This is a genomic window from Alkalimarinus coralli, assembly GCF_023650515.1.
Classification (GTDB): domain Bacteria; phylum Pseudomonadota; class Gammaproteobacteria; order Pseudomonadales; family Oleiphilaceae; genus Alkalimarinus; species Alkalimarinus coralli.
The window spans coordinates 692,502-708,380 of sequence record NZ_CP096016.1 but is presented as its reverse complement, the minus strand read 5'-3'; the positions used below and the strand labels follow the sequence as shown (position 1 = coordinate 708,380).

13 protein-coding genes are annotated in these 15,879 nt (G+C 41.8%); 1 reads left to right on the top strand and 12 read right to left on the bottom strand.

What is annotated here, in order from left to right:
- Positions 1 to 8: 8 nt before the first annotated feature.
- From MY523_RS03150 to MY523_RS03095, 12 genes are all read right to left on the bottom strand, one after another.
- A complete protein-coding gene (locus tag MY523_RS03150; protein ID WP_250657354.1) occupies positions 9 to 1,337 on the bottom strand; it encodes a hypothetical protein in 1,329 nt (442 codons plus the stop codon).
- Between the two features lie 41 nt (positions 1,338 to 1,378).
- The gene (locus tag MY523_RS03145) at positions 1,379 to 2,278 is read right to left on the bottom strand and encodes a class I SAM-dependent methyltransferase (RefSeq protein WP_250657353.1); all 900 of its coding nucleotides are present in this window, start codon (positions 2,276 to 2,278) and stop codon (positions 1,379 to 1,381) included.
- 11 nt (positions 2,279 to 2,289) lie between these two features.
- Positions 2,290 to 3,243, bottom strand: a complete 954-nt coding sequence (locus MY523_RS03140; protein WP_250657352.1) for an NAD(P)-dependent oxidoreductase — start codon at positions 3,241 to 3,243, stop codon at positions 2,290 to 2,292.
- Complete coding sequence (locus MY523_RS03135; protein WP_250657351.1) at positions 3,240 to 3,923, bottom strand: acylneuraminate cytidylyltransferase family protein; 684 nt, start codon at positions 3,921 to 3,923, stop codon at positions 3,240 to 3,242. Before MY523_RS03135 ends, MY523_RS03140 begins: the two co-directional genes overlap by 4 nt.
- A 16-nt stretch (positions 3,924 to 3,939) precedes the next feature.
- Positions 3,940 to 5,094, bottom strand: coding sequence for a UDP-N-acetylglucosamine 2-epimerase (gene neuC / locus MY523_RS03130; RefSeq protein WP_250657350.1), 1,155 nt, complete (start codon positions 5,092 to 5,094; stop codon positions 3,940 to 3,942).
- Positions 5,087 to 6,085, bottom strand: a complete 999-nt coding sequence (locus tag MY523_RS03125) for an N-acetylneuraminate synthase family protein (protein WP_250657349.1) — start codon at positions 6,083 to 6,085, stop codon at positions 5,087 to 5,089. The genes neuC and MY523_RS03125 overlap by 8 nt, the downstream gene beginning before the upstream one ends.
- A gap of 49 nt (positions 6,086 to 6,134) precedes the next feature.
- A complete protein-coding gene (locus MY523_RS03120; protein ID WP_250657348.1) occupies positions 6,135 to 7,244 on the bottom strand; it encodes a glycosyltransferase in 1,110 nt (369 codons plus the stop codon).
- Positions 7,245 to 7,366: 122 nt separating this feature from the next.
- Positions 7,367 to 9,217: an asparagine synthase (glutamine-hydrolyzing) gene (gene asnB, locus MY523_RS03115; RefSeq protein ID WP_250657347.1), complete on the bottom strand. Its 1,851-nt coding sequence runs from the start codon at positions 9,215 to 9,217 to the stop codon at positions 7,367 to 7,369.
- 64 nt (positions 9,218 to 9,281) lie between these two features.
- Positions 9,282 to 10,463 (bottom strand): glycosyltransferase family 4 protein, encoded by a 1,182-nt coding sequence (locus MY523_RS03110; protein ID WP_250657346.1) that lies wholly within the window; start codon positions 10,461 to 10,463, stop codon positions 9,282 to 9,284.
- Positions 10,460 to 11,362, bottom strand: coding sequence for a glycosyltransferase family 2 protein (locus MY523_RS03105; protein ID WP_250657345.1), 903 nt, complete (start codon positions 11,360 to 11,362; stop codon positions 10,460 to 10,462). Before MY523_RS03105 ends, MY523_RS03110 begins: the two co-directional genes overlap by 4 nt.
- Position 11,363: 1 nt before the next feature.
- Positions 11,364 to 13,289, bottom strand: a complete 1,926-nt coding sequence (locus MY523_RS03100) for a hypothetical protein (protein WP_250657344.1) — start codon at positions 13,287 to 13,289, stop codon at positions 11,364 to 11,366.
- Between the two features lie 88 nt (positions 13,290 to 13,377).
- Entirely contained in the window at positions 13,378 to 13,833 is a 456-nt protein-coding gene (locus MY523_RS03095) for a pilin (protein ID WP_275975288.1), read from the bottom strand.
- Positions 13,834 to 14,168: 335 nt separating this feature from the next.
- On the opposite strand from MY523_RS03095, the gene pilB reads away from it, so the two are divergent.
- Positions 14,169 to 15,878, top strand: a complete 1,710-nt coding sequence (pilB, locus tag MY523_RS03085) for a type IV-A pilus assembly ATPase PilB (protein ID WP_250657343.1) — start codon at positions 14,169 to 14,171, stop codon at positions 15,876 to 15,878.
- Position 15,879: the final 1 nt, after the last annotated feature.

Here is a 15,879-nt window from a genome sequence, read left to right as displayed (position 1 = left end):
GATATATCTCATTCACCAGAGTTTTCATTCATATCACAGGTAAGCCCATCTAAACTCAGAACGTTAATCGTTCGACGACCGCTAAATGCCGAATCGAAAACAACCTGATTGAAGGCAGGCGCTGATCTAGGATGCAGGTCACAACGAACCTCTCCCAAGGCCAGTGGCGAAGCGTAAAAACTACCAATAGTGGTGATTCGATTGTCCACCGAATCACATAAAAGAAGATGTTGCTGGCCATACTTATCTGGGTAAGTATCTGTAATTATGTATCGATCAGACAAGACTGAAGGATGACCATCCTCCGGAGGCATCCACAACTCCAGCGAGTAATGCTCCCCATTGCTAATATCAAATTTTTTATAGGAAAGTTTGCCATCCACCGTTGTCACAACCATAACATCTGTATCAGACAGCCAGCAATAGTGAGATGCGCTACCCGCGATTAATACGGTCAAGCGACTACCAGCAGCATCACAAGTTAACACACGGGTATAGCGTTTGCCATTATTGCACCATATGTGAAAAAACAGAAAATGATCACCCGATAAATTCCAAGACAAGTGATTAATATAATGCTCTGCCCCGATCATAGAGGAGTCAGGGTCAAACTTGGCAAGATACTCCAGACTAAAGAGTAACCTACTCTCTTCACTTTCAATATCATAGAGCCATACACCATCATTGGCTGGGCACCGTTGAGATAGCGTAGTGTCCGAAAGTACACTGTAACCATATCCGGGGCGTAAGCGTTGTAATCGGGAGAAGTTCAACGATAGAGCCTTATCGCCCGCATTATTCAAGTCATAAACAGGGCGTTTCAACCGTTTAACAACTCTCCCGTCAAGATCCTGAATTACGGCACCATAGCTCTCCCCTACAACGCAATTGTAGATAACCTGATTGCTATATTCAGGAAACCATCTAAGTCTAGCGCCTTGCTGCCAACACCATGTATGAGTGTCACCAAGCTTATGAAAGCCTGATGCCAAGTCTTGCAAATCAAAATAACCAATAGCGGCTTTTTCCCCAACTAGTTTATCCTTATTAAACATATTCACCTTGTTAGGCGAATCAATTTTCATGGCTAGACAGAGGTTACCGTTAACAGAAACTGGGGAGTGATCATAATAACCAAAAAAAACTTCCGCGTTATCTACTTGAAGCTGAATGTAGCGTCTATTCAAACGTTTAATAGAAGGATGCAAATTGATGATTTTTTTTGCCGAAAGAAGTCGATTCCAGTAGACACGCAGAATTTTCAGCCAAAGGTCCAGCTTTCCATAGGCTTGATTACCTAATAATCTTATCAGCCCTTTTTTAATTCTATGTTTCATCGCCACTATTTATTAAAATGGTTGGTGGAGTTGAAAGAACACTACCTGTTCGCAAGAAACAAGCGGTGTATCACTATTTTTAATAGGTTTTTTAGGTCGATAGCAGTCGCTTTTCTTCTTGCCCGTTTCACCACCCGTTTCATTTCTGAATGGTAATTATGCCTCTCCTCCTTTTGCACGCCACCCGCTCTCTTCTCCATAATTGCAACTATTTCTCTACCTGCTTCTAGGCTATTGGTTTGCAGACCTACTCCGTCTCCTAAACGTTGAACATTGCCTTTGTGAAAATAGGAGACGTGAACAGGCCGAAAGAAACTGGTCAGCACGCCTTTGCGAATCTCTGGGTTTTGGCCATTGGGTAGAGCAAGATAGAGCATTCCTTTCGGAGAAAGCAGTTGTTCAATCTGCCTTAGAGCAACTTTAGGCTCGATTAGATGTTCCAAAATATGACGAAAGATAATTAGATCAAAAGTACCATGATATTCGCTGATATCGTCATAAACCGAACTACCAATAACCTCCGCACCCCTCTCTTCCAAGGAAAGGCGAAGTTCATTGATAGCTTCTATTGCAAAATAATCGCATTGTTGTGCTTGAAAGTAATCCATAGTCCAGCCCTCTCCGGCACCTATATCAAGTACTTTCATTCCAGGTTTTACCAAGCAACCGATTCTTTCTTTAAGTAACTTAAGTTTCAGTTCATGGTTTTTATTCGCAGCTTTATTCGGCGTATACTTCCTTCCCAAAAAAATATCATTAAAAAAACTGACTTCTTTTGGCGTGGGCAATGGAGATAGTTGTATATGCCCACACTGACGGCATATCCCCACATACATAATCTTTTTTATCTGATACCTAGAAAAAACGGGAGATAGCTTCTCTATATTAGCTCTACCGCACACCAAACAGATTTCACCCTGTGAAGGTTTATCCAAATTCATTCAGTTTTGCCTCACTCATATTGCAAATACTGCTTTACTTTCTCGGCAATAAACAATTCCGTTTTTTCCCAAGATTGCAAAGTCACTCCTCCTATGTGTGGGGTGATCAGCAAGTTGTCATTGTCGCTTGCATAATGAATCAAGCTGTTTTCTTGCACAAAGTCTTTAACACCTTCTCCCTCAAGCACATCCATAGCGGCCCCCGCAATGCGGTTTGTTATTAAGGCATCTAACAACGCCTCACCATCGACAATTGCGCCGCGTGAGGTATTGACCAAAAAGCTTTTTTGCTTCATTAATGATATTTCATTTCTGCCAATTAATTTGTTTGTTGCATCATCAAGCGGTACATGGATAGATAGGATATCGCTATTTTCAATACACTCTGAAAGAGAACTGCACATGGTTACGAAAGGGTACTTTAGGGCTTTCTCCGGCACAATGTCATGAGCTATTACTTCCATGCCGAAAGCCTGCCCATAATTAGCGACTTTCTCTCCAATACGGCCTAAACCAACAATTCCCAATCGTTGACCGAAGAGCTCATTTCCGAGAAACCGATTGCGATCCCACTCCCTGTGTTTAACTGAATCGAAAGCTGTAGGTATTTTTCGGATACCTGCCAGAATCAAACCCCATGTAAGCTCAGCTGTTGCATGGATATTCCTGAGAAACTCATACTCGCCTTTTAAGGAAATGACCTTAATCCCCTTCTTATTAGCGTACTCTAGATCAATATGGTCAGTACCCGTAGCGTTGGTCGCAATCACCTTAAGCATTGGAGCACAGTCCATTACTTCCCGGTCAATCCGATGGGAAAAGCGTAAAATAAGCACCTCAACACTATGTAGTCTTTCCATCAATTGCGGCCTGCTATAGACTATTTCCTCCACATTACCGAATGATGCAAGCGCTTGTCGAGCTTTCTCTGAGTAGCAATACGGGTCCAAATTAAGAATATTCATTGGAAATTTTTCACCAGCAACTCAGCAATTGTGAAATCAAGTGCCTCGTCGATATTAATAGCCCTCTCTTTTGGAATCACCAGAGGCTTGCTATTGTTAATAAAGAAGGTTTGTTTCTCTTCAAACAAAGCACGTTTAAGGGCATATATCACACCGTTTCGATGATACAGATTGGGCAGATTCTGTCGGTTTTCCTTTTCCCATTCAGGCATAAACGCCTTTAGGCCTCCTTCGTTAATTTGATACATTCTGGCAGGATGACTATCTCCTACTTCGCAGACGCTAATGACTGAGTCCACATTACCTTTTTCAAGCATATCCAGGGCCACATCAATATCCTCTGTAAGCCTGAATGGGCATGTTGGCTGAAGTAGAATAATGGTGTCATATTCAACAGATTGCTTACGCATAGTCTCAATAACGTGGGAGACTACCGGGGGCATTTTTGTCTCATCCATAGCTAATTCTACAGGACGTTTTATGATCATGGAGCCATAAGACTCTGCAACCTGCAAAATTTCATCATCATCCGACGTCGTTATCAAGTCGGTAACAGCTTTACAGTTGAGTGCGGTCTCAATGGTGTAAGCAATCAACGGTTTATTGCCCAAAAGCTTTAAGTTTTTTCTGGGTACTCCTTTAGAGCCACCTCGTGCAGGAATAATAGCAAGTACTCTCATTAATATTCTCTCATCTTCAAAACGTGAGTCGCTTAAGTCGTTTTAAGTCAATTCTTGCCAATTCATCCGCAATTTTATTTCCAGTATTTCCACTACCAAATAATGGGTCGTGCTCATAATTGCCGTGTTGGAGTTGCTCACTCACCTTAGTAAAAATATCATCTGCATCGTAGTTCGCATGAACCACATTCTTACCGCGCTCTCTCCCCTCCTGTCGATCACCAATAATTACAGACGGAACCCCTAGAAAACAGCCTTCCCTAATAAACGACGATGAGTTCCCAACACAACATTTAGCGTTCGCCACAACCCGACCATAATCCTCAGCAGAAAAATTCTTAAAAAATCTAAAGTTTTTGTCGTGCCCCTTTTCTCTGAAAACCCTGAGCCCTTTCGATACATCATCGCTTCCTGCATCAACATTAGGCCATAGCACTATTTTTTGTATTTCGGGTAACCTGCTCAAGGCCTCAAGCGTCTGGTTAACTTGAAAAAAACCCTCACCATAACTCGTTGTCACAGGGTGTTGCACCATTAATATATAATCTTTTTTCCAGTCGATTGGGCTTCCCACTCCAGTATAACGTTCCATAACATCGTTATTGATTGCCAAAGAATCATAAACTAGTACGTCCATAGAAGGGCAGCCATAATTAAAAACGGTCTCTGGCTCTTCTCCCATTCGGATAACCCGTTTACGTGACTCTTCTGTAGCAACAAAATGAAAGTCTGCCAACTTTGTAATGGCGTGCCGCACACGGTCATCGATATTCCCACTAACCTCGCCACCCTGTAAATGGATAAGAGGGATATTCAAATAAGTGGCGGCTACCGCTGTTGCCTTGGTCTCAAATCGATCTGCAACCGTAACAACGGCATCAGGTTTTAGGTCATCAAACGCAGTGGACAATTCGACAATACCGATGCCGGTTGATTTGGCTTGCGTTAGCAACGTTTCCCCTTCTACTACATAGTGAATTGAGCGGTCTGGTGTGAAGCCATCTTCTTTGATTACATCTATAGCCTTACCAAATCTGGACAGTAGTGTGGACGCACCTACGATTAACTGAAGCTCCAGCTCATCATGAGCTTGAATCGCCTTCATTAGATATTTTACGCGCCCGTAGTTCGCTCGACTGGCAACCACTACGCAGATCTTTTTCTTATTCATAGTCAGCTTCTTGAATAAATTCCCACTGTTGAATTCCACGGGTTAGCTTTTTGCCTACAACCTTCTCAAACTCAGTTACAGTCACGCCTTGCCCAGCTGGTTTTTTACCATCCAAATCGTCAACACTGATTATTGAACCAGCATTTTTATTTTTGTTAATACACAACGTTTTACCGAATAGTGTTTTAAGGTTTGGATCCAGCTGCGGCTTTGATTTATCAATAGTAGCCGACAACATTTTACCTATCGCCCTAATCCCTTTCACCAATTCTCTAAGTTCGTCCAGTGTCAACGAAGAAGATGAGTCTGGCCCAAACATTCTGCGGTCAAATACAGTATGAACTTCAATGACATCCGCCCCCAGTGAGGCTGCAGCCAACGCTGGAAATATCGACCCGGAATGGTCGGAAAGACCGGTTTTGACACTGAAGCGTTTGCGGATATCAGTCATCACGTTTAGGCCGACATCCTCAAACGCTGTAGGGTATTTTGTCGTACATTGAAGCACTGCTACTTCGTTACCATAACGGGAGAGGAAGTTTAAGGAACCTTCAATATCCTCCAAACTGCTGAGACCACTGGACAAAATGATCGGTTTACCCGTTTTCCCGATTTTATCTAACATCAAATAATTGGATACATCTCCAGACCCCACTTTGAACATTTTCATATCCAATGACGCAAGCCAATCAACGGCCTGATTAGAAAATGGTGTACTTAGAAAGTCTATTCCAACGCTATCACAATGTGCTTTTATTTCTTGCCACTGAGCAAAGTTAAATGACATTCTTTTCCAGTAGTCGAAACGCGTTTTATCTTCGTAAGAGAAGTTAATACGAAATCCTTCCAATGGACTACTTTCTGCTTCTGCAATGTGAGTTTGAAATTTTATGGCATCAACACCAGTGTCAGCTACTGCATCAATGTAAGAGTGTAGTATCCCTAAACTGCCATCATGTGCTTGACCTATTTCCGCGATAATATATGTCATCGTACCTTCACCACTCCTATTACACTTAGAAGGCTGTAATCCTTACGACCTAAATGCTGTCCATCAACTCAGAGTATTTCTGCGACACTGCTTTTATGGAGTATTCCTTTAATCTTATATCAGCTTCTCGCACATCAAGTTCACCATTCAGTTTTTCTGAAATAGCACTAGCCATTTTCTCCGAATCACCTACCGGCACCAAAGTACAGCCCCCAATACCAGAAAGAATCTCTGCAGGCCCAGCATGACAATCCGTAGAAACCACATTGCGACCAAGGGCCAGAGCCTCAAGGATAACATTTGGAAACCCTTCCCACCGAGAAGACAAAACAAATACATTGGCACTGCTTACAAACGGATGAGGGTTCTCCCGAAAACCAAGAAAATCCACATCGTTCATCAATCCCAGCACAGAAACTTTCTCTTCCAACTCTGCCCTACACTCACCTTCGCCAATAATAATCAGTTTAGATGCTCTTTCATCCCTTACTAGTTTGAATGCTTTTATCAAAGTGACGAAATCTTTTGCCGTAGTTAACCGTCCAACACTAACTATCAAAGGAAAGTCATTGTTCAATAACCATGGATGCACCACTTTTTCGCTGGCCTGACTTTTAATAGAAGTCAGATCGACCGGGTTACGAATAAGGTGTGCTTTGTCTCTATCCACTCGATAATAGCTGACCATGTCATCAATTACGCCTTTAGAGCCTGCTAGAACAGCATCAGACTGCGGGTATAGCATGCGGCTAAGCCAACGATAGACTAACCCACTATTGTGAACTGAACTGGCCTCGCGCAATATAAATTTTGTGCTCTGATTTGGTAGGAACACCCTAACTAAGGCTGCAACCAGATTCGCACCAGTGATGGTAGAAAAGATCACATCCGGCTTATTGTTCGTTGTGTAAAAGTAGAGCCCTTTAAGGGAAGAGAGCAATAACGATAACTGAGATTTCCTGCCTTGACAAAATGCCAAAATAGGAACTTTGCTATTTACTAACGGAAACAAATTCCCTGCCTTCTGCGCAAGTAGCAAATCCACATTATATCCTTGCTCACTTAAACTATTTGCTAACTGGACAAAGACTTTTTCTGCCCCGCCGATGCGTAGGTCGGGAAGAAAGAATGCTATTTTTTTATTATTTTGTATTGCCATTTAATTTATTAACTCAAATAAATTTCGCCCTGACTTTCCGTTAACGGCCTTATCTAATAGCGCCTTACTGGGCGCTAAAATCTTAATTCCCATAAAAACTAAGCGATCTACACACTCTAATGCTAAGTTTGCCGTCGCCAAACCAAATATATATATACAGCCCAAAGCACCGAAGAGTAATCTGCTTTTTTGGCACGATGCGTAGAAAGAGCTTTAATAACAAACGACTTATCCAGAATAAGCCCCTCTGTAATATTTAGCATCTCTAGCAACCTGTCTCCTAAATCCCCCATAAACCAATCGGAAATCGGCACTGAAAATCCCTGTTTTCTGCGCTGCCAAACATCCTTAGGTAGGTAACTGGAAAACGTCGAACGTAACATTCTTTTACCTAGTAAGCCTGACCGATGCCAATGCCTGGGAAGCGAAAAAGCAAACTGCACAATTTCATGATCAAGAAAAGGCGACCTAACCTCCAGTGACGATGCCATACTTGCTCTATCAACTTTAACCAGTATATCTTGAGGCATATAAACGCTGAGATCATTTAGCATCATCTGATAAACATCGTCATCATTTAATGCGTTTGATAGATGGGGTAACGAGTGCCCTCTTAATGAGAGATCCGGTGCCAGTTTCGAAAAAATAGACTCCGATGCCAAGCGAGGGGGGCCAAACTCCGGGCTCTCTTGCTGGCGTTGGGCCAATTCCACAAATAACTGGGCTTTCTTAAGAATACTTCGGCTATGATGTGACGTAGAACTTGGGAGAGCGTTGACAAACCTTGATACAACCCCTCGCAGTTTTTTAGGCACGGAAAAGTACCACTGAAATAACAGCATCGCCTGGTAACGCTGGTAGCCACAAAATATTTCATCAGCCCCATCACCACTGATAGCTACTTTCACTTGCTTAGCAGCAACCTCTGATACTAACGCTGTAGGCAGCAAAGAGGGGTCTGCAAATGGCTGCCCTATATTCTTGATAACCAGATCTTCTAATATAGAAATATCTAATGAGGTGATCGTTTCAACATAATGGCCAGTACCTAGCCACTTTGCTACTTGCTCTGCGTAGCGACTTTCGTCATAACGTGAATCTGTAAACCCAATAGTGAAGGTTTTAAGCTTCACTCCATAATCTTTTACAAGAATCGAAGCCAGCAAAGAGGAGTCAACCCCTCCGGAAAGAAAAGCCCCCACTTCGACATCTGCTACCAACCTGGATGAGACAGCGTCTTTCAAAAGACCTTTAAGTTGTTCACCAGCATCTTCAATAGTTCCCGTATATGGTTCAAACTGCATCTGCCAATAAGGCTCTTGCTTAACATCTTGTCCCTGTTTCCAGCGAGCAAGATGTCCTGGTAAAATTTCTTTAACCTGCTGATATATAGTATTACCTGGTAAACACAATCCACTACGAAAATAATCAGCGGCACTATCAAGGTCTTCTGTAAGTCTGTTTTGGCCGACTAACGCCCTAAGCGCAGCAATCTCTGATGCTACAGTTAGCTCTTTTCCGAAGTCCGCAAAGAAAAGCGGTTTTTTTCCAAACCGATCTCGTGAAAGGAGTAGTTCCTTTAATTGACTATCCCATAGGGCAAACGCCCACATGCCTTTAAGTTTCTTTAGAAAATCACTCCCCTCGAGGAGCAGCCCGGCCATCAAAACTTCCGTGTCGCCACCGGTTTTAAAATTCCAGCGCTGTGACAATGACAACCTTAAATCTTGATAATTGTAAATCTCGCCATTAAAGGCCAAAACAAACCGGGAGTTTGGGCACTTCATCGGTTGATGACTATCTGAAAGGTCAATAATTGACAGACGACGATGGCCAATGACAGATTGTCCAGATTGCCATATTGCACCCTCATCAGGGCCTCGGTGTTCAATTTTTCCAAGTGCACACTCCATGCGAGAACGCAGATCACCCTGCGTTGCATGCTCAGAATACAACATCGCTAACCCACACATAGCAGGATCCCTGTAGGCCAGTTAGCGTGAGCCAATATTTGATCTACTGTTTGACACATATGGCTTAAATTCTCTTTTTTAATAGCATTCCAAATAACTTGAAATACCCGCCTGCACAGCCGTCCCATGACAAACGGTTATCAACAACGTACTGTCGTGCAGACTGTCCTAACCGAACTCTTAATTGAGGGTCAGAAATCACTCTTTCGATACTTTTTGCCAGCTTTTTATAATCCCCCCCGGTAAAAAGCAGCCCATTCTTATTATTACTGATTAGTTCCCTGCAGCCATCTATATCACTAACAACAACACTACATCCGGCCGCCATTGCCTCGACCACAACATTAGGCCGCCCTTCATAAAGGCTTGGTAAAACAAATATCTGAGACTCTGAATATGAAGCCCCAACTTTATCTGGACTGAGCATGCCGTGAAATTTCACAATACCATCTATGCCTTCGGAATAAGACAGGGCCTCCAAACTAGCCCGCAACTCACCATCACCAACAATATCCAGCTTGATATCACTTTTTGTTTCAGCTGTGTTGTTGATGCAGGCTACCGCCTTTAGCAATGTGGCTATATCTTTGCGAGGTATCAAGCTAGCAACGGAGAGTATATTAATAACACTGTTTGCAGGCGCTCTAGCGGCAATATCTGAATCTAACAATAAATCCTCTACACCATTGGGTATTACAAACAGCTTACGTTTAAAACGTGGAAAACGTTGTTCAAGTTGCGCTTTCATATCTTTACTCACCAACACAACCGCATCACTGACCCTTAGCGCCATCCACACTATAAAAGTCTGAACCCCCTTATCCAGATTCCGCACATCTTCACCTCTGAAAGTGGTGATCACAGGCTTACGAAACATTATTGATGGCAACCAAGCTATAACCGCATTAATCGCCCAATTTGCAAAAATCAAATCAGTGGCGCGTAAACGGCGGGAGATCGATATCATCATTGATATCAGTAAGAATGGAACAAATAAAAAAAAACGAGGGTCTCGCCTAACTGCTGCTGGAATACCTCCTGGCTGATGTGCAAGTATCTGCCATTTTTTTAATGAATAACGGCTACAGTGCACTCCTGGCTCGCGCTTAAGAGTATCTGAGTCATCAGGGCAAACTACCTCTACATTACATAACTTATCAAGAGATTTTTTCAGCCGTTTAACAAAAATTCCACTTGAAGACTCTGGATTCAGCGGATAAGACGTTGTAACCAGCAGTATATTCATTGCTCCTTCTTATCTTCCTGAGCTGAAAGCCTATCTGATTGTCTTTCCCCTGCCGCCCTTTGGTACATTAAAACAGTAATTTGCTCAGAGACTATCCCAATCAAAAAAACCAATACTGATGTAACAAATAACAGCGCCGACATATTGGTAAAAGTTGAGCTATCGATATAGGTATATACATAACGAATAAGTCCCAGCAGAAAAAAAATCATACTGATAGGTGTAAACAATTTTAAAGGTGAATAAAGGCTAGCCACCTTGAAAATAATTAAAAGGAACCTCACACCATCTTTAAGGTAATTAATATGACTCAGCCCTTCTCTTTTCAGCGCTGTAATAGGCATATAGCCAACACTCAGGCCTGCTCTAAAAAATGCCATTGTTGAGGTAGTAGGATACGAAAATCCATTGGGTAATAAGTATAGAAATTGTCTGAACTTTACAGCTCTAACGGCCCTGAATCCAGAAGTTAAATCAGGGATTTTTTGATCCACAACCCAGCTAGCTAATTTGTTATACAATGTATTCGCAGCTAACCGCCCTAAGCTTGCTTGAGACTTGGCATCTCTAGCACCGACCACCATGTCATATCCAGTTTCTAGTTTTTCCAATAACCGATGAACATCGCTGGGTTTGTGTTGACCATCAGCATCCATAAAAACCAGGATATCTCCTGACGCCACCCTTGCTCCTGCCTTAACGGCAGCTCCATTCCCTTTACTGTATGGGTGTTTAACTTCTAGCACCCCGTAGCTTTGGCATATCGAACTTGTTTCATCTGTTGAACCATCATTAACGATAATAATTTCATATATGTTTTCTAACTTATTAAGATCTTTCAACAAGAGTGGGAGAGCTGCAGCTTCATTTTTAGCTGGAATTACAATGGACACCTTCATTTTAATCTATGCCTATTCCTAATAAGTGAAATTTGGTTCTTAGTTCTTCAATTTCAGCCTTTAATGCAATATTTTTTAGCTCGTTATTCTTAACATCATTTTCTGCTTTTTTAAAAAATTGAAATGACTCACCTATTAAACCCGCACTAAGTAGTAATTTAGATTGAAGTAGCGGCAATGCAGGCTTGGGATAATAGCGATATGCCTCATCCAAAGTAAGCATAGCTCCATTTAAGTCTTTTTGTTCAATATACAGCTTTGCCTTTAGAAGCAAGATATTTGCACGAGTTTGCCCAGACATCCTTGGACGCGGCACTAATTGATCTATAATATCGGATAATACCTCGGGAGAAACATAGTCGCACTTAGATTCTATAACTACATTAAACATTCTATCAACATAATAAGACAACCCATCACTGTACCTTGAAATCGCAATTCTTTCTTTTAAGAATGAAGGAGAAAAAGGTTGCTCAAGCCCATTTCTACAGGCTATATTGAGGGCATCAATTAGCACTCCCGCATCCGCAGGAAAATCACGATTAGTTTTTATTAATTGCTCAATTGCTTTCTTGTATTCGCCCTCCGCACCTAGAAGTTGGCCATAGATTCGCTGAGCCCTGGAAGAGCGTGGGTGCTCATCTGCCCATACACGAAACAAAATAGAAGGTTCCCCCCAAATAGTCGAAGACTGGAAAGTAGTTAAGCTGCTAATGACGAAAAACATAACCAAAAGTGAAGAAATAAATAACCGGCCTTTGATCATCGACCTTTCAAAGAACACAGCGACATAATACGATGAGGCTAGAATCGGACCAACCATAGGAAGGTAATTTCTGTGTTCAAAGTAAAGCTCTAAAGCTATGAACGTCGACTCCAGAAGGTGTCCTGCATAAAACCATAAAATACCAAATGCTAACATAGAGTGCTTTTTTCGCGCCCACAGCGCCAACGCAATCAAGCATCCGTTAAAGAGCAAAGATAAGATTGTAGTAAAAGGTGAAAACAAACCAACAGAGATAACTATGTCATCGTGAACTAAACCACCTCCTCCTGATCTAGGAACAATGATTCTATACAGGTAGTCAATTAAAATTCTTGACTCTGTGAGCAACCTTTCTAAAAGAGAAAAGTCTCTATTCAGGTACCCCTTCAGTATACCGCCCCAGTTATATGTAAAATAACAAAATAATAAAATAAGGGGGCCAAAAATCAGAAGCTTATATAAATAGCTAAAGACCTTAGTTTTAGGCCGCCCCCTCAAAAGAGTAAGCTCTAAGACAATGATATAAGCGAAGACCAGAACGCCATTTTCCTTACTCGCTACCGATAAAACAGCACATATACCTCCTAAAAAAAAGTACTGATAAGCTCTAATAGTATTTTTAGTAAGCTCCAGCCTTCCTAGCAAATAAAAAAATATGGCGAAAAGTGAAAACAAGCTCATGAGCAATGTCATTCTTTGAACAACATACAGCACTGTCGATGTATGCATGGGGTGCACAAGCCAAATCAATGTAGCGATTAGCGCAATATAGTTATTATTGATATTGGGGCGACGTAAAGTCAGTAAAAGCCGACTAACCAGAAAAACAAGGAAGCCTGTAAGCAAGTGAATATATAGGTTATTCCTCTTATATAGAGCGGGATCTCCTGGCCAATATTGATCCTCTATAAGAAAGGAAAGCATTGCTATCGGCCTTCCTAACACCCCAGAATTGTTACCAAATACAAACTGCAAAAAGTGAGTAACAGAGGTGACTCCACCTCCTATATTTAGCGCAGAAAGATTTGGCTCATCATCCATCATAAATATGCCGCTAAAACCAGGCTGAAACACCAAATAGGTGATCCCAATTCCAACAACCAATAAAACAGCAACAATTAACGTATGAAGATTTAGCTGGAGCGACCTATTCTTGTTCACTAAACATCCTAAGACCAATTGTTTTACACACTAAATAGTAGCAGACAAAAAAAGCCCTCATATGAGGGCTTTTATATCAAACGCGAATTTATCTACAATTTGCAGGTAAATACTTTGACTCAATAGCTGTTGCGGCTCCAACAGTAGCAGGAGCGCAAGACCACTGAACGCCGTTTGAATTACCTCTACCTGTAAACACAACACCACCAACAGTGGCACCACGACCATCAACATCTATCGCATACCCCAGCTGTGCATCATTACCACCATTGGACGTAACAAAGGTGATATTTGATAAATGAGCACTTTGCCCAGCGTTTGTATTGATGCCAGCCTCATTTGTGTTGGCCGGCATACGACCGGTACTCAAGTAATACTCCGACGCTGCAGTTTTCGCTGCCGATGCAATAACAATAACCTCAGAAATTTTAGCGCGCGACGTATAATCCTGATATGCAGGAATCGCTACCGCTGCCAAAATACCAATAATCGCAACAACGATCATTAATTCAATTAGAGTAAAACCTTGTTGTACTTTTTTCATAATTTATCTCTCCAGTGTTTAAAGTCGACCACTTCTTTTGTTCTCAAAATATTGAGAAGAGGTCAGAAGTCAGCCATAACAAAGTAAAAGCACACACCATGCCACCTTAAATAATTATTTATTTTAACCATACAAATCAAACATATAATAAATATAAATCAGATTACAAAATAGATCAGCCGTATATTTCAATACCATTGCACGTCAGCATGTGACCATTTGCGTCACAATCAGCAGACACTTAAAACAAAAACATTGGAAAACTTTAAAAATCCTCCCCATCGAACTACACTCATAAGTTAGACAATAATCTTAAAGCATTTTATACGGTTTTTATGGCATCTAATAGTTCAATCACACTAACTGGTTTGGCTCGCAAATTTGTTTTGGACAATATTCTCGAAGAAGAGATAGCTAAAGACGCATTTGCTCAAGCAAACAATAACAATATCCCTTTTATTACTTACTTGGTGCAAAACAATCTAGCTGGCGCTAAAGCACTTGCATATTCTGCAGCGCAGGAATTCGGGATGCCGGTTCTCGACCTATCGACTTTTATGGCAGAATTGATTCCTGAAAAAGTAGTAGAAGAGAAGTTAATAAGAAAACATCATGCACTCCCTCTGTTCAAGCGTGGCAATCGGCTATTTATAGCAACTTCAGACCCTACCAACATTCAAGCCCTCGATGAACTTAAGTTCCACACTGGGTTAAGCACCGACGCAGTACTGGTTGAAGACGACAAACTAGGTGATGCAATAGAAAAATATCTGGAATCTCAAGATACGTCAATGGGCGATCTTGAAGATGCAGATATTGATGGTCTTGATATTGAAAACCCAGAAGAAGAAAAAGAGGAACAAGCTGGATCAGAAGCTGATGACGCCCCTATCGTAAAATACGTAAATAAGATGCTTCTTGACGCAATAAAAGGCGGAGCATCAGACCTACATTTTGAGCCCTATGAAAAAACTTACCGAGTCAGATACAGGACTGACGGCATTCTTCATGAGGTATCAAAACCTTCAATTAAATTAGCGTCTAAGATAGCTGCGCGCTTAAAAGTCATGTCACAACTTGATATTTCTGAACGAAGAATCCCTCAAGATGGCCGAATCAAGCTAAAGCTATCCAAAACGAAAGCCATCGACTTCCGGGTAAATACACTCCCTACACTCTGGGGAGAAAAAATCGTACTGCGTATACTTGACCCAAGCAGTGCTAAAATGGGGATAGATGCACTCGGCTATGAGGAAGATCAAAAGCAACTCTACCTGGATGCGCTTGCCCAGCCGCAAGGTATGATTTTGGTGACAGGGCCTACAGGTAGCGGAAAAACAGTATCGCTCTATACCGGTCTTAATATACTTAACACGCCTGAAACCAATATATCCACAGCAGAAGACCCTGTCGAAATCAACCTTGAAGGTATTAATCAGGTCAACGTCAACCCCAAGGTGGGGTTAGGCTTCCCTGAGGCTCTAAGATCATTTCTACGGCAAGATCCGGATATCGTCATGGTGGGGGAGATTCGAGATTTAGATACCGCTTCAATAGCGATCAAAGCCGCTCAAACGGGGCACCTGGTGCTCTCTACACTACACACAAACAGTGCGCCTGAAACACTCACCCGAATGATGAATATGGGCGTTCCTGCTTTTAACATTGCAACATCTGTCAGTCTGATTATTGCACAGCGTTTAGGCAGAAGACTGTGTAGTGCATGCAAAGAAAAAGCTAACGTCCCCAAAGAAACCCTTTTAAAGGAGGGGTTCACAGAAGAACAAATTGAAACAGGCTTTACATTGTACCAACCGAAAGGCTGTGATAAATGTTCAGGTGGATATAAAGGGCGAGTCGGTATTTACGAAGTCGTTAAAGTGACACCAGCAATATCTCAGCTAATTATGGAAGAAGCTACCTCCCTTGATATAGCCGCCGCAGCACAAAAAGAAGGCTTTAACAATTTGAGACAGTCTGCAATTCTAAAAGCAATTGAAGGCGTAACTAGCTTGGAAGAAGTTAACCGAGTGACGAAGGATTAAT